The organism is Candidatus Sericytochromatia bacterium (assembly GCA_035285325.1).
In the GTDB taxonomy this organism is placed as follows: domain Bacteria; phylum Cyanobacteriota; class Sericytochromatia; order S15B-MN24; family JAQBPE01; genus JAYKJB01.
The window spans coordinates 1-13,517 of record JAYKJB010000137.1; the positions used below are offsets into that span (position 1 = coordinate 1).

General features: G+C 65.4%; 17 protein-coding genes. 8 read left to right on the forward strand and 9 right to left on the reverse strand.

The window, feature by feature from the left end:
• Nucleotides 1-193: 193 nt before the first annotated feature.
• The 3 genes from VKP62_16710 to VKP62_16720 are packed head-to-tail and all read right to left on the reverse strand — an operon-like array spanning nucleotide 194 to nucleotide 2,147.
• Nucleotides 194-718, reverse strand: coding sequence for a hypothetical protein (locus VKP62_16710; GenBank protein MEB3198835.1), 525 nt, complete (start codon nucleotides 716-718; stop codon nucleotides 194-196).
• A 3-nt stretch (nucleotides 719-721) separates the two neighbouring features.
• The gene (locus VKP62_16715) at nucleotides 722-1,552 is read right to left on the reverse strand and encodes a PD-(D/E)XK nuclease family protein (protein MEB3198836.1); all 831 of its coding nucleotides are present in this window, start codon (nucleotides 1,550-1,552) and stop codon (nucleotides 722-724) included.
• Nucleotide 1,553: 1 nt separating this feature from the next.
• Complete coding sequence (locus VKP62_16720) at nucleotides 1,554-2,147, reverse strand: hypothetical protein (protein ID MEB3198837.1); 594 nt, start codon at nucleotides 2,145-2,147, stop codon at nucleotides 1,554-1,556.
• A 372-nt stretch (nucleotides 2,148-2,519) separates the two neighbouring features.
• Between VKP62_16720 and VKP62_16725 the strand changes: the two genes are divergently transcribed.
• Nucleotides 2,520-2,672 carry a hypothetical protein gene (locus tag VKP62_16725; protein ID MEB3198838.1) on the forward strand — a complete coding sequence of 51 codons (153 nt, stop codon included), beginning with the start codon at nucleotides 2,520-2,522 and terminating at the stop codon, nucleotides 2,670-2,672.
• 222 nt (nucleotides 2,673-2,894) lie between these two features.
• Here the strand turns inward: VKP62_16725 and VKP62_16730 are convergent, their stop codons facing one another.
• The 5 genes from VKP62_16730 to VKP62_16750 form a co-directional block, all read right to left on the reverse strand.
• Nucleotides 2,895-3,692 (reverse strand): hypothetical protein, encoded by a 798-nt coding sequence (locus VKP62_16730; GenBank protein MEB3198839.1) that lies wholly within the window; start codon nucleotides 3,690-3,692, stop codon nucleotides 2,895-2,897.
• Between the two features lie 16 nt (nucleotides 3,693-3,708).
• Nucleotides 3,709-3,945 (reverse strand): hypothetical protein, encoded by a 237-nt coding sequence (locus VKP62_16735; protein MEB3198840.1) that lies wholly within the window; start codon nucleotides 3,943-3,945, stop codon nucleotides 3,709-3,711.
• A gap of 390 nt (nucleotides 3,946-4,335) precedes the next feature.
• Nucleotides 4,336-4,635 (reverse strand): hypothetical protein, encoded by a 300-nt coding sequence (locus VKP62_16740; protein ID MEB3198841.1) that lies wholly within the window; start codon nucleotides 4,633-4,635, stop codon nucleotides 4,336-4,338.
• The gene (locus tag VKP62_16745; GenBank protein ID MEB3198842.1) at nucleotides 4,632-5,579 is read right to left on the reverse strand and encodes a hypothetical protein; all 948 of its coding nucleotides are present in this window, start codon (nucleotides 5,577-5,579) and stop codon (nucleotides 4,632-4,634) included. Before VKP62_16745 ends, VKP62_16740 begins: the two co-directional genes overlap by 4 nt.
• 11 nt (nucleotides 5,580-5,590) lie before the next feature.
• Complete coding sequence (locus VKP62_16750; protein ID MEB3198843.1) at nucleotides 5,591-5,791, reverse strand: hypothetical protein; 201 nt, start codon at nucleotides 5,789-5,791, stop codon at nucleotides 5,591-5,593.
• Between the two features lie 1,346 nt (nucleotides 5,792-7,137).
• Here VKP62_16750 and VKP62_16755 point away from each other — a divergent pair.
• The 3 genes from VKP62_16755 (at nucleotide 7,138) to VKP62_16765 (ending at nucleotide 9,577) form a co-directional block, all read left to right on the forward strand.
• A complete protein-coding gene (locus tag VKP62_16755) occupies nucleotides 7,138-7,425 on the forward strand; it encodes a hypothetical protein (protein MEB3198844.1) in 288 nt (95 codons plus the stop codon).
• A 419-nt stretch (nucleotides 7,426-7,844) separates the two neighbouring features.
• Entirely contained in the window at nucleotides 7,845-8,165 is a 321-nt protein-coding gene (locus tag VKP62_16760; GenBank protein ID MEB3198845.1) for a hypothetical protein, read from the forward strand.
• Complete coding sequence (locus tag VKP62_16765) at nucleotides 8,162-9,577, forward strand: terminase family protein (protein ID MEB3198846.1); 1,416 nt, start codon at nucleotides 8,162-8,164, stop codon at nucleotides 9,575-9,577. Before VKP62_16760 ends, VKP62_16765 begins: the two co-directional genes overlap by 4 nt.
• Here VKP62_16765 and VKP62_16770 read toward each other — a convergent pair.
• Entirely contained in the window at nucleotides 9,567-9,779 is a 213-nt protein-coding gene (locus tag VKP62_16770) for a hypothetical protein (protein ID MEB3198847.1), read from the reverse strand. The two genes, VKP62_16765 and VKP62_16770, sit on opposite strands and share 11 nt — an antisense overlap.
• Before the next feature lie 51 nt (nucleotides 9,780-9,830).
• On the opposite strand from VKP62_16770, the gene VKP62_16775 reads away from it, so the two are divergent.
• The 4 genes from VKP62_16775 to VKP62_16790 all read left to right on the forward strand — a co-directional run.
• Nucleotides 9,831-10,187: a hypothetical protein gene (locus tag VKP62_16775; protein MEB3198848.1), complete on the forward strand. Its 357-nt coding sequence runs from the start codon at nucleotides 9,831-9,833 to the stop codon at nucleotides 10,185-10,187.
• Nucleotides 10,188-10,190: 3 nt separating this feature from the next.
• Complete coding sequence (locus VKP62_16780; GenBank protein MEB3198849.1) at nucleotides 10,191-12,206, forward strand: hypothetical protein; 2,016 nt, start codon at nucleotides 10,191-10,193, stop codon at nucleotides 12,204-12,206.
• Between the two features lie 61 nt (nucleotides 12,207-12,267).
• Nucleotides 12,268-13,233, forward strand: a complete 966-nt coding sequence (locus VKP62_16785) for a hypothetical protein (GenBank protein ID MEB3198850.1) — start codon at nucleotides 12,268-12,270, stop codon at nucleotides 13,231-13,233.
• 35 nt (nucleotides 13,234-13,268) lie between these two features.
• The coding region (locus VKP62_16790; GenBank protein ID MEB3198851.1) for a hypothetical protein at nucleotides 13,269-13,517 on the forward strand (249 nt) is incomplete at its 3' end.

Genomic DNA, 13,517 nt, shown 5'->3' on the forward strand with positions numbered 1-13,517 from the left:
CGTGGAACTGCTGTCCACGGCGGGCCTCGACGCCAAGGCCACGAAGCAGCTCTGCGACCTCGAGCTCGCCTCTCTTGCCCTTGCGCCTGCTCATGGCACCCATGCTAGGAGCACCTCGTCAGTAGGAGCAGGGCCAGGGCGAGGACCGTCATCGTGATGATGAAGTCCACGCCCGGGCTCCTGCGGCGGCCCACTAGGCCCGCTCCTGGTTTTCGATGAGCCACTTCCACAGCCCGAAGGGCTGGCTGCAGTCACGCTCGGCGCGCATGGCCTCGGGCGTGCCGTCCTTCTTGGACCGCATCACGCCCTTGATGATGGCCCGGCCGCGCGCGTCGGTCTCGACCTGCACGCGCACCTGGCGGCCGACCCAGTCGTTCGTCTCGATCTCGCCGCCGGCCGCGAGGATGCCCGCGACCTTGTCCGGGAAGACGGTGTCGAGCAGCACGCGGAAGTCGGTCGCCTTCGTGCCGTCCGGGCTCTTCCAGAGGCCCAGCGTGTGCTTGCGGAAGAGGATCTCGCGCTGGCCCTTCGAGTTGCGCCACTCGAGCTCGAAGCCGATGCAGACCTTCTCCTTGCTGCGGTCAGGGTCGTTGCGCTCCTTGTGCTTGCCCACCGGCTCGATGAGGCAGATCACGGCCTCGTAGATGTCCGGCTCGGGCGCCTCACGGGGATCGGCGCCGGCACCACTGCCGCCGCCAAAGTTGCCTCCGATACGCATGGTCTAGCTCTCCTGGGTAGGGGCGGTACGGTACACGACCTTGCCGCCGACGACGAGTTGTTCGAAACCGGGGAAACACATCGCACGATACGGGCAGTATCCACAGCGAACGCTGTCAATCTGCTCGCACCCTGCGATCTTCTTGGTGGCGGCCCACGCCGGCATCGCTGGGAGTCCGGCCATGGCCTCCTGCAGGCTCCTGGTGGTCTCCTCAAACACCGCCTGGTCCTTCTGGACGTGGATCTCGAGGGTGTGACCGGTGCTCTTCTTGACGCCCAGGTAGATGCCGTACGGGGCGTCCATCAGGTGAATGTATCGGCCAAGCTGGCCGGCATGACCGAAAGTGTCGTCGATCTTGCCGCTACGCTTGACCGAATCCCACCCGAAGTCGGCCATGCTCTTGATTTCGACGGGGATCAACCGTCCCTGGTCGTCCTCAAGCACCATGTCAACGCTGCCGCGCAGCAGCTGTCCCGCGACCATCATGTGGTGGCGGTACTGCTCGCCGTACGGCGTCGGATACATTACGGGAAGCCCGGCCAGGATGCACTTGCTGACCAGCATGGCTTCGACCATCTGTCCGATGCCAAAGGCGTCCAGCGCGCGCGGGGCCACCCGCTCCTTGGGCGCGCGGATCAGGTCGTAGTGGATCTTGCGCGAGCACCAGAAGCTGCTCGACAGTGTGACCAGCGGCCGGTTCTCCTCCGGCTCGCCGCTCCAGTTGCCAAGCGCCATGTCAGCGTGCTTCCGCATGAGCGCCCTTGCGCGCTCGACGCGCTCCGGAGTCGTGGGCATTCCGTCGCGGATCCACGCCTCGAGCTTGTCTACGATCATGTTACCTCACCTCCTGCGCGAGCGGCGTCACGGAGGACCACGCCGCGCTGGCCTTGGCGTACCGCGAGCGCATCGCGCGGAACTCCTGGTCGAAGTTCGCGCCCGAGAAGCGGTCGTACATCCCGCGCCACGCCTTGTAGCTGGCGCTGATCACGTTCCGGCGCGTGTCGAAGTAGGCCATCACCGAGTCGCACAGCGCGCTCGTGTAACCGGGGCTGCTGCAGATGATGTCGCCCACCATGCGGCCCGCCAGGTGGATCTCCCACTCGCGGCGCATGATGTTCCCGGCCTCCTCGATGATGAGGCCCGTGTAGTACGACAGGTCCTCCGTGCCGTACGCCGCGACGCGCAGCAGGAAGTCGTGCATCCACTTCTCGTCGGGCAGCTGGTTCAGCGTGCTCGTGCTGCCGTACTTCGAACGCATCACGCTGAACTCGCAGTACAGCGCGACGACGACGCGGTGCTTGGGCATGATGCCGCCGTCGCCGTCGTAGCGCGAGTCGCCCGTGATGGGCTCGCCGCGCTCGTTCTTGAGCATGTCGCCGCCGAGGACGTAGGGCGCACACGTCGGGGTGCTGGAAGGGTCCTTGGTCATGGTGTCCGTTCTGCCGCGCTTGCGGCTCATGGGTGTCTGACGCACGGAGTATCGGTCGGTTGCAGGGAAAGTCAACATCAGAAATCCTGATGGGCCTATCAGGATTCTTGATAGTACTTTTGTGGACCTTGCGGATTTTCAGCATGATGTCCCTGGGCATGGTATGGTCTTGGCGTCCGGGGCAACCCGGGCCGGCGCTTTTGCTTCCCAGTTCAGCCGCTAAACGAACCGGCAGCCCGCAAGGGCTGGGGCTGCAGGCCAGACACTGCACGCTGGGGGCGCGAGCTGCGGGGCGGTCAAGCCCGCAGGGTCGCCCTTCCTCGCCCTGCGCTGATGCGCGGGGGGAGGGGGGGTCATGGAGACAACCCGGATATGCGCGACTACCGCGTAAACAGCATATTCAGCAGCGTACAGGGCGAAGGTTGCTGGACGGGCACCCCGGCGATCTTCCTGCGACTGGCCGGCTGCAACCTGTGGAACGGCCTCGAAGAATCCCGCGACGAGGCCACGAGGGGCCAGTATTAGGCCCCGGGTGAGGGTGCGGACTGTCCCCTCGAATCGCGGTGCGGTGGGGTGGGCGGACTCGAGCTCGACTCCCTGGCACGCATGTCGGCCAGGGCCCTGGCGAACACGGCCCGCACCACCTCGCTCGCGGTGCAGCCCATCGCGGACGCGACGCGGTGCCAGCCGGCCAGCTCGTCGGGCGAAGCCCGCACGACCAGCCGGCTGGCCCTGGGGGCGCGCCCGTTAGTCACGGCGGCGCACCAGCACGTCGCCCAGCGTCATGCCGGCGTCGGTCCACGAGCGCGCCGCCTCGCTCGCGGCGTCGAGCGGGTAGGGCGCGAGGGCGTCGTAGACGAGCTCGATCGTGCGCCCAGCGGTGGTGCCCTGAGCGGTGACACGCCACCAGACAGGCTCGCCGGAGGGGTTCGCCGCATCGCTGCGCGCGTAGGCCTGGTCCATGACGACGCTGTCGCGGACGCCGTCCATGTCGCCGTCGCGGCGCAGGTCGAGCATCTCCCCGAAGGACTCCCAGAAGCCTTCCCAGATAGCCTCGGTCTCGGCGTGGCGGACATCGTAGTCCCACGAGCTGTAGTTCTTGTGGCGCTGTGCGAGGCTTTCTAGCGGGATGCAGGCCGCGGCCGCGAGGCCCGGGACGCCCGCGGAATCCTCGTCGAGCACGCGGTCAAGCGGGTTGCGCCCGCCAAGAATGCTTTCGACCAGCTCCATCTGATCGGTCGGGTAGTCCACCTTGCGCGCGACGCGGTCGGCCTCCTCGCGCGTGAGGGCCATGGCCGTGCTCATGGCGACGATCCTCCCACGCTCCTGGCCGAGCGCGCTGGCCGCGTCGGCGGTGATCATCTCCAACATGTCGGTGAGGGTGGGGCGGTGGTGCGGCAGCGGCGCGCGGCCGGCCATCTGCATCACGGTGCGGTAGATGCGCGCGTAGGCCCGGCTCGGGCGCCGGCGCGGCATCAGGCAGGCGCGCAACATGCGCGACAGCGCGAAGAGGTACCTTTCGTGGCGGTTCGGGGTGCGAGGCATGTTCGTGCTTTCTGCCCTAGCGGGCGTTGCGGGGGTTGTGGAGGCTTTCGAGCTTGAATTCGAGAGAGTTAAGGGCTAGCAGGTTGCGCTGGACGCGTTCGATGCGCTGCACTTCTACGCCGTCGTCGTCGTCTTCGCCGTTGAACGACAGGTGCAGCAGGTTGATCGCGTCTTCGATAGCGTCCAGCAGCGGTTGCACCTGGTCGCGCGTGAGGGTGATGGTGACGGTGTCGGGCGAGGGTTCGGTGGTCATCTGGACTCCAAGTCAGGGTGGGTGGGTTGTGCCGGCCGAGGCGCCGCCACCCGCGGCGCGCCGGCCAGAATGTGCCAGGGATCTAGCGGTCCGTCAATTCATCGGTGGTGCGAGGGTATAGCTCGCCGCACGAGGGACACAAGAACCACACTTCGCGGTGATTGACGGAAGGCGCCGCCGGAGCCTGGCATTCCTCGGCTAGCCCGTCATCGCAGAACGGGCACGCGTCGGTGCGCGGTGCCGCGGGGGCCGGCCCGGGCCCGGGCGCGACGCCGGGCGCCGCGTCGGGCCCCGGTCCGGGCCCCGGGCCGCCCGGTGCGGGGGCGGCCGGGGGCGGGCCGGCCGGGCGTGCCGGCCGGCCCTTGCGCGTGCCAGGAGCACCGCGCCAGCTCACGACGCGAGATCCAGCGCCACCATGAACGTGCCGCCGTGCAGGTGCGCGACTGCACGGGCGACGAACTCCGCCGCCTGCAGGGCCGTCGGCTGGCCGCCGTCGAAGCTGCTCCCGGGATAGCCGAAGATCCACGAGGGACGCTTGCCGTGCTCAGGCATTCCGGCCCAATACAGCGCCAGCGCGACGTATCCATCGCCGGAGTACATCGACACGCGATCGACCGCATAGGCGCGGCACGCCTGTACCGCCGCCTCCACCCGATCGGCAGGCAGCGTCACGAGCGCGTGCAGGCTCATCGGGCACCGCCGGCGGCGCCGTGCGCCAGCACCACGACCGCAGTCCCGCGCCGCCGCTTCGCCGGGCGGTCCCGCCAGCCGGGCGCGCCTGCCTTCGCGAAGCCGGACTCCACCGCGGCCGCCTTGGCCGCAAGCGTGCCCTTATTGCGGAGGGCGACCGTGACCCCTCGGCCGTCGAACCGCGGCAGCCTGGCATCGTGCTTGTCGCCGTCCACCGTGCGCGTGCGAAACTCCTCGCCGGTCACCGCGTCGCGGTAGACGACGGTAGCCGGTACTTCCCCGAACCGGCCACGCCCGCCGGCGGAGTAGTACCGCACTGCAAATACCGTCGCAAGGTTGCCGCCAGCATCGTGCACTGCCTTGGCTTCCTGAAACGTCGTGACCTCTGACACACTGAGTGTGAGATTCCACGGCGCCAGCGGGCCACGCGCCCAAACCACGGAATCAGGGTTGCACGCTGGCACTGCCGCCCGGCATAGCCTGGACCGCCGGCCGGCATCGCGGCGCGCGAGCTCCCGCAGTACGCGCGCGGCATCCTTGGAGTAATCGTAGACCTTGATGCCGAGCGCGGCGGCATCGCGGAACACGTCGGGCGCGACTCGCGCCCAATCGATATCGCTGGCGACGTTCAGCCGGACCACGGGCACCGCGCGACGCTTGCGCGCAGCGCGGGCCAGCGCGCGCAGGTCCGCGCGCAAGTCACGTAGGAAGGCCTGGCGGTCCTGCAGGAAGGCCAGCGTGCGACGCACGGCCGCGTCACGCGTCGCCTGCATGACCGTACGACCACCGAACCAGAGTACGCACGCCGCGCGGCACCCGGGCGTGCTCTTCGGGCAGACGTTCACTCCCGATCGATCGGCCGGCGCGAACGAGAGGCCAGCGAGCCGCAAGCGCGCGCCGGGCACAGGCATGGACAGCTTGCCGTTGACGTTCAAGAGGCGCATGGGTTTCCTTTCTACGCCAGCAGTGCCAGGAGCACCACGAGCACGAAGACGACGACGAACCAATCAAGCACCGGCCGCTTGCGCGACTCGGGCTCGCGCCCGCACCCGTGGCAGATCGACCGGCCGGCGGCGCACTCCGCGCACACCTCGCCCTCGCAGTCGAATCCGTCATTCCAGAATCCGCAGTGCTCGCACCGGCCCTCGGTTCGCATCGAAGCCTCCACTTGCGACGCGCGCCCACGGCTTGTGGGCAGGTCCACGTCGCCTCTAGTGTGTACACGATCGGCACGACACACTCAAGCCTTTAGCGCCTCGGTTCGTGCTATCGTATCGGCGGGAGGGAGGGTTCGCACCGTGCCTCAGCGGGCATAGGCGAAGCGGGATGGAGGGAGGGAGGCGGGCCCGCGGGAGGAGGGAGGGAGGCCGGCCGCCCGGCGCCAGCAGCCTGCAGGGCGCCGCCGTCCTACCGGCCACCGCCCGCCCGCCCGCCGGCCGACCCGGCCGACGGCCCACGAGGCCACGAGGCCGCCGGCCCACGAGGCCGCCGGCCCACGAGGCCACGATGCCGCCGGCCCAGCCCGCCCGGCGCGCGGGGCCGCGTGCATGCCAGGACGGCCGACGAGGCCGGCGGGCCGCCCGGCCGGCCCACGAGCCCACGAGGCCGCCGGCCCAGCTCGCCCGGCCGGCCGGCCAGCCCGCCCGCCGGCCAGCCCGCCGGCCAGCCCGCCCGGCCGGGCAAGGCCGGCACCAGCTATTCCGCCGCAGGCCGTGGCGGATTAGCCGTGGGGGGCGGGGGCGGGGGGGCGCCCTGCAATCAACGCCTGGCGGACCTATCAATACCGTCCTGCAATCTACGCCCGCCCAAATCGCGCTCGCTTCGCTCGCCCGCCGCTCGCTTCGCTCGCTCTTCCGGTGGAACATTGTCTCTTTCTAACATCCTCCCCCCCACCCCCGTCCACAAAGCGTACATAGAGTCTCATACGGCCTTACGATGCCCCACACGGCCATGAGAGCATGGGTGAGGCTACATGGCTATAAAGGCTTATAGAGTCTCATAAGCCTTCCTATTGGCTCCACGCCTGTGCTAGAATTTCGCCATGGGTTCAGACAGATCCAGAGGCCGAAAGACAAGCCCGCACAAGTGGCAGTTGCGCGACTTGGAGGCGGAGGAGGTAGACCGCAGCATGGGTGTGGAAACGCCCAGGGAGCGGCGTCGGCGGATCCGAGACCATGACGGCGGTGATGTGGATGACGGCCGGCGCCTGGAGATAGCTCGAGAGGGCTATTTGGCGGGCTGGTCGATGAACGTCCCTAGCTGGGAGTGCCCGTTCAAGAGCGGGACATGGCAGGCCAAGGCCTGGCGCGAGGGTTGGGACAAGGGTTGGCGGGAGAGGGCCGCGCGTGATCGAGGCGATGAGCAGCGTTGAGGTGCGACTTTCCCTTCGCGCTTCTGCCGCTTGCGGCCATCCTGTCGTTGTCCGGCGCGAGGGCAGTATCTGGATTGCCTGGTCGCTAGACGAAGGTCGGTGCCTGTTCATGGGCGCCACGGAGTCACAGCTTGAGCAAGAAGCCCAAAAACACAAAGAGTCCCGCATGGCAAATCTGGCCTAGCAAGGCTGGCTGGCACATCCTGGATGTGCCCCATTTCCATGGGTTTTTTGTCAAGGTCCAGAACATGAAGTTGCCGGGCGGCGAGAAGCATCTTTTTGCCTCCGTGCCGGCCCAGGCCATGAACCAGGAAAACGAGGGCGTTGTCAATATCGATATCACCATGGCAAAGGCCGAGTTGGGTGATGAGCATTTTGGATGGTATTGGCAGAAGGTCAAGATCCCCGATGGCGTCTAGCGGCCGCCCCCAATGGCTGTCGGCCGAGCAGGCGACCCAGATTGCTTTGGCCTGGGCGGCTGGGGCCAAGTATGCCGATGCCTGCCAATCGGTCGGGCTGACCAAGGCCCAGGCCCGCCAGCTCAAGGAGGACGCAGACTGGATGGCGGCCTATGACCGGGCCAGGGCCGAGTTCGTCACCCGCAGCCTCCAGAACATCGACGCCCATGGGCAGCGGGACTGGAAGGCTACGGCATGGCTCCTCGAGCGCATCCTGCCCGAGCGGTTCGGCAAGCGGGATACGGTGCAGCATGAGGTTCGCGCACAGCCGTTGCCATGGCGGTCCCTACTGAACAACCAGGTCATCGAGGTCAAGGCAGAAGTTGTTACGGGGCCAGATTTGGTATCATCCGGGCCTCCCCCCAACCAAGGATCACCAAATGACCAAGCGCAAGAAGAGCGGCAAGAAGGAAGTCCAGGACCAGGAGGCCATGTTCAGCTCGCGGGTGACGGCAGCGATCCAAAGCCATGACCCCGAGATCCTGCAGATGGACGGTTTTTCGTTGGCCTTCATCGGCATCGAGGAGACCTGTGGGCAGCCCGCACGGGCTGTTTACAGCTACGAGCGCATGGTCGAGCTGCTTGTCGAGCGCGACGGGCTCACCTACGAGGACGCGGTGGAGTACGTTGAGTACAACTGCGTCGGGGCCTATGTCGGCCCGCGTACTCCGGCCATCGTCAGGAACGTGTTGATCAATTGACGCAACGCGACGCCATTGACGCGGGAATTCAACCCAACGTAGTGCAGAAACAGATTCTGCAGGCGTTGCTCGAAGAGCCCGGCGTCCGCGTCGTGGTTGTCGGTACAGGCCGCCAGGTGGGCAAGACCGAGGGCTGCAAGATGGCCCTGATAGAGTCGTTGGCCCGGCACGGGTCGTTTTTCAAGGGCGACTATGGGGCCCCGACCTACAAGCGCGCCGGCCAGGTCTACGAGGAGATGTGCCATAACCTCAAGCCGCTGATCAAGCGCAAGAGGGACCAGCAGCTGACCATCGAGCTGGGCCCGATTGGACGCAACCCGGAAGGCGGGCGCCTGATCTTCCACTCGCTTGAAGATCACGACAACATCCGCGGCGACAACAGCGACCTGTGGGTCGTGGACGAGATGTGCGACATTGCCGAGGCAGCCTGGCGGGCCACCATCCTGCCCATGCTCATGGCGCGCAAGGGCAAGGCCCTGCTGCTGGGCACCCCCAAACGAGTAGGCGTGGGGTTCGTCTGGGCCCGAGCCGAGTGGCTCATGGGCACGGATCGAAGCGCCTACCCAACGCACAGGTGCCTTTCAGCCCCAAGCTCGGCCAACCCGGCCAACACGCCCGAAAACATCGCCTTTATGGCCCAGGGCATGACCCAGGATGTGTATCGGGAAGAGATCCTTGGCGAGTGGCTGGACGAGGAAGGCGCCGTTTTTGAGCGCCTGGACGAGGTGTTCAGCATCCCATGCGACGAGATCAGTCCTGGGCACTGGCGGGCAAAAGACCCCGTTCCTCCGGGCGTCAAGTGCCTGATTGGCTTCGACATTGCCAGCCACGAGGACTACAACATCTTCTCGGTCTGGCGGCTTGACAAGCGCGAACAGGTGGCCCTGTACCGCATTCGGGGCGAAAAGTACGACACGGTCCTCCAGATGCTCCATGAGGTGCGGCAGATCTACAACAATGCCGACATCTACGCCGACGGCAACGGCATGGGCGCCCCTATCGTCCAGCGGTTGGCTGACCGCTACCGGGACGGGGTGGTAGACCGGAAGTGGAAGTCCAACGCGGTCAAGGTCAACGACATCACGGAAGCCCGCCTGGCCTTCCAGCACGTCGAGTGGAAGATGCTAAATGTGCCATGGCAAAAGACAGAGTTCAGGATGTACACGCGCGAAAAGCGGGCATCGGGGGTATGGTCCTACAGCGCCCCTGAGGGATGCCATGACGACTCGGTGGCGGCGGCATGCATGGTCGCGGAGAGGGTCCGCCAGGGCCATCGAGCCCAGCTCAAGGAGCCGCAGCCTGAATACATCCGGGTTGAGGGGGACGGCGAAATCAAGGTCGCCAGCGAATGGTTCGACCTGATGGAGAAGAAGGCCCGCCGCAAGCGGAAGCTATGGCCCTTCAAAGGCTGACGACGCGCTCCCACCCGCTTTCAAGGCCCGGGATGCCGCCTGGGTGGCTGACCACGATCTGACCGTTCTGGATGTAAGCGTCTACCCCAGGTACGCCATGCCGGGACCAAAGGATGCTGGCAAGCCGTTCGGCCTGGTCGCGGTCGCCTTTGGTCACAATTCGCGCCAAGGTCACCCAGTGCTCGGGAGGTCGTTCGGTCACGGGCAGGACTCTAACACAGGGTGGTAGGCTATACGCTTCCCCGGAGGTCCCATGCGCGTACGAGACGAGATCAATGACGACGAGGCCAGTTCTGACGGTCGCCGGGCCCGACTGGCCGATGTGCAGCGACTCGAGACCGCCCTGGCCCAGGCCGCGGGCCAGCTCAAGGCGATGCAGGAGTTCTTGAGCAAGCGTGACGAGACTCCCGTTCCCAAGGCGCAGTTTTACGCGCAGTTCTACGTCATGTCGGTTCTTTCTGGTCGGAACTTCAAGCATCTTCGACACATGGCCGATTCTGCATGGAAGTCGTACACCGACTCGATGGACGGGAAGCCGGCCCCTACCCTCAGTGAGATCTACGGGTCCAGCGCAAGCGCCGAGTCTCCAAGCAACGACAACCCGGTGTAGCCGGTGAAGAAGGACAAGGGTACAAAGTCCGGCATCAAGATTGGCGTTTGGCAGGGTCGTCTAAAGGCATCGGGCCTAATGTTCGATCGGGTGCGGCGCGAGCGCGAGGAGTTTGAGCGCGCCCTGGCATTGAGCGATGGCGTTCGAGACTGGACGGCTTATCGCAACATCAGCGAGGCGTACGCCGACAGCGTATACGGCGAGCAGACCGTGCCGCTGTCGTTTCGCTACGCGGTATGGTTGCAAAGCCAGGTTGCCGGCGATGCGCCAGTCATCAAAGTGCCCCGCAACGCTACGGGCGACGAGCATTTTGCCGTTATGCTCAACGAGCTGTTGCTGCGCGTATGGATGGAAAGTGGCTCGCAGCGAGAGTGGAAGCAGGCTATTTTTGATGTTTGCGGCTTTGGCAGCACCTGCGTTTGGTATGGGTTCCACGCGGACGTTATCGACCTGGAGACGGCCGAGGGCGCCAGCGAGTCCCCGAGCGACACGATCCAGAGAGCTCTTGCCGGGGACGTAGATGCACTTCCTGGGCAAGATCGCCAAATGGCGATTGCCGGCATCCAGTCCGTGATGCAGGACGAGGTGAGTCGCATCGCTATGCCGATGGGGGCGCATGATGCCCTCGCCAACGCGGCCATTAACCAGTTAGAGCTGCTCAAGAAGGAGCGGAAGGATCCCTCAAACCCTTCTGTGGAAAAGCGCAAGATCTGGGCCAGGCGCCTGTCTATCGGCCATGATGTGCGGTGGAGCCACGATGTCGCCGATCTTCGCGATGTCCGGTGGATGGCCCGCCGTGTTGTCATGAGCCTGGAAGAGGCGAAGAAGTTTGATGGGTTTACTCCCCACGCCAGGGGAAACATTGTCCCCAGCAAGTTCGGCCCCATGGATGGCATTGAGCCGGTTGAGAGTCGCGAGGGAGAGGGTCTAGAGGACGAGAATTCCCGCTTCGTGTTTTGGGAGGTGTGGGACAAGGAATACGCCTGCCGCCATTACATCAGCGAGCAGATGGACGAGTTCCTTGAGGTTGACGAGACCTATCCGTACGTCAACAAGACGACCGGTGAACCGGCAATCCCCGGGTTTTTCCCGTGCGTCGTCTCGGCTCCGCTCAAGCACGCCATGAACAAGCCCGAGCGAACTACGGGCATCCCCCTGATCGAGGCGGGCTACCCGATCCAACGCGAGATTACCAAGCTTCACAATTTCGCCATGGCTTCGGTAAAGCGCCACAGCGTGCGATGCTATGAGGTCAGCGACAGCCTTGATGACGAGGCAATTGCCGACCTGACCGAGGGCGTCGATGGCGCCTTTATCCGACGTCCGGCCGGCGTCGAGCCCGGCGGGATGGTTCTTCCCATCCAGTTCACGGGCGAGGCTTACCGCATTGTCGAGCTAATTGCCCGACTCGAGGCCCAGTGGTCCGCCATGGTCGGCATGCCCCTGGCCGACCTGACCAGCCAGCCCCAGGCCGGAACTGCCACTGCCGAGCAGATTAGCGTCTCTGCCGGCCGAAATCAGGCCGACCATGTGATCCGGTCGCTCGAAGAGGACATGGCCCGTGCGGCCGAAATTATCCGGTCGATGCTCTCTATTGGCCTGTACCCACCCGAAAAGATCGCGGCCATCATGGGGCCTGGGTACGAGGACCTTATGGCCGCATGGCAGTCCAGTAGCCTTGAGGGCGACGCCATCGTCCTGAAGTCAGCCAGTCGGGCCAAGGCCGACCAGGCCGTGCGGATCAAGCAGCTGGGCGATGCCCTGCAACTCACGATGGGCTATGCCGACCCCAAGACGGGCCTCCCGGTGTATGACGCCAGCCCAATTATCGAGGAGATCTTGATGGCCCTAGATGTGGGCCGGCCTCGACGCATTGCATGGACGCAAGATGACCTAATGCTCCGAATGGGGATGGCTGGCGGAGCGGCCGGGGCCCAGGGACCCAGCGAGTCAAGTCGCGCGGAGGGCCCCACAACGGCGGGGAATGAGGCCGCGGCCGCCCGCAACGTCCGCACCTAAAGTGGGGTGTATGATTTGAACTAACTCGCCATGGGACGTTCCCGTGGCATTGGAGGTCGAAGTGACCGAGGCCGATTCGGGACTCCCCGAGACGACGGAACAGGCTCTTGACTTGAGCAAGGAGCGGCTTGAGGCCAGCTCCACTCAAGATGGGTCTCCGGGCGCGGGAGAGCAACTTGGTGAGGCGCAGGCGGCGGACGAGGCCCTTGAGGGCCAGACCACGGGCAATGCCCAGTCTGGTGCGAGGAAGTCCGATTTCTCTTTCGTGGCAGATCCGGCGTTACGGTCTGCCCTAGAGGCTTCTCAACTCCCCGCAGATGCGCGAGCTGCGTTAAAGGCGTGGCAAGCGGATTACACGCGGAAGGCGCAGGCAGCTGCAGAGTATGAGCGCAAGGCACAGGCCTGGGAGGCGCTGGAGTCGATGCCGGGTGCGAGGCAGGCAATTGCCGACCTTTTCGCCCAGGGCGACGCTAGCTCCGCCAGTTCGCCAAAGGCCGAAGAGCTCGTTGACCTGACTCAGGCTGACAACGAGACGATCTGGAAGGCTATCCGCGATGAGGCGGCCAAGCAGGCCAAGGTCATCGCAGAGCAAATGCTGCAAGAGCGGATCATCGCTCCTGTCAGCACCCGCCAGCGAGTCGTCGAGTCGGCCAAGTCTCTGTACTCTGACTGGCAGGATCGGCTGGATGAGACTGGGTTCAAGCAGGCGTGGGCAGATGCCGTATCGCATTACGGCGAGGATGCCTTTACGCCGGAGAACACCGGCCATCTATTCTCGCCGTTCCTTGAGCGCGCAGCCGTGAAGCGGGAGCTGGAGAGCATCAAGGGCAAGCAGGCCAAGGACGCTGGGTTCGCCAAGAGAGCGATCTCACCGGCAGGTCTTTCCACGTCGGCTACGCAGTCGTCTCAGAACAGCAAGATCGCCCCTGGCGACAAGAAGGCTGTTCGGGCCCTGACGCGGCAGCAGATCCTGGAGAGGTTTGGCTGGTCCGAACGCGACTTGAACAACGCCGCTTCCCAGAGCTGACGCTCTAGCGGCCCTACTCAGCAGGAGACTCTCACATGGCAAAGCCCGGCCAGCATGGCAGCATCGACTGGGATGCCGTTTACACGGCTCACGGTCAGAACTTCCTCTCGAACACCCCGGTGGACAACTTCTTCGTGGGCAACCCCACGCTCGACTACCTGAAGAAGGAGACGGGCGACGGCGGCTCGACGCTGCACGGTGACTACCTGATCGTGCCCGTGATCCACACGAAGCAGCAGAACGTGCAGTCGGTGGGCCGCCTGGAGCAGGCGAGCCTGGCGACC

What these genes read in the sequence shown, in the direction of transcription:
- VKP62_16710 (MEB3198835.1), bottom strand. Translation starts at nt 718, where the DNA reads ATGCGTATCGGAGGCAACTTTGGCGGCGGCAGTGGTGCCGGCGCCGAT.
- VKP62_16735 (MEB3198840.1), bottom strand. Translation starts at nt 3,945, where the DNA reads ATGACCACCGAACCCTCGCCCGACACCGTCACCATCACCCTCACGCGC.
- VKP62_16740 (MEB3198841.1), bottom strand. Translation starts at nt 4,635, where the DNA reads ATGAGCCTGCACGCGCTCGTGACGCTGCCTGCCGATCGGGTGGAGGCG.
- VKP62_16720 (MEB3198837.1), bottom strand. Translation starts at nt 2,147, where the DNA reads ATGACCAAGGACCCTTCCAGCACCCCGACGTGTGCGCCCTACGTCCTC.
- VKP62_16715 (MEB3198836.1), bottom strand. Translation starts at nt 1,552, where the DNA reads ATGATCGTAGACAAGCTCGAGGCGTGGATCCGCGACGGAATGCCCACG.
- VKP62_16730 (MEB3198839.1), bottom strand. Translation starts at nt 3,692, where the DNA reads ATGCCTCGCACCCCGAACCGCCACGAAAGGTACCTCTTCGCGCTGTCG.
- VKP62_16745 (MEB3198842.1), bottom strand. Translation starts at nt 5,579, where the DNA reads ATGCGCCTCTTGAACGTCAACGGCAAGCTGTCCATGCCTGTGCCCGGC.
- VKP62_16725 (MEB3198838.1), top strand. Translation starts at nt 2,520, where the DNA reads ATGCGCGACTACCGCGTAAACAGCATATTCAGCAGCGTACAGGGCGAA.
- VKP62_16750 (MEB3198843.1), bottom strand. Translation starts at nt 5,791, where the DNA reads ATGCGAACCGAGGGCCGGTGCGAGCACTGCGGATTCTGGAATGACGGA.
- VKP62_16775 (MEB3198848.1), top strand. Translation starts at nt 9,831, where the DNA reads ATGCGCGTACGAGACGAGATCAATGACGACGAGGCCAGTTCTGACGGT.
- VKP62_16760 (MEB3198845.1), top strand. Translation starts at nt 7,845, where the DNA reads ATGACCAAGCGCAAGAAGAGCGGCAAGAAGGAAGTCCAGGACCAGGAG.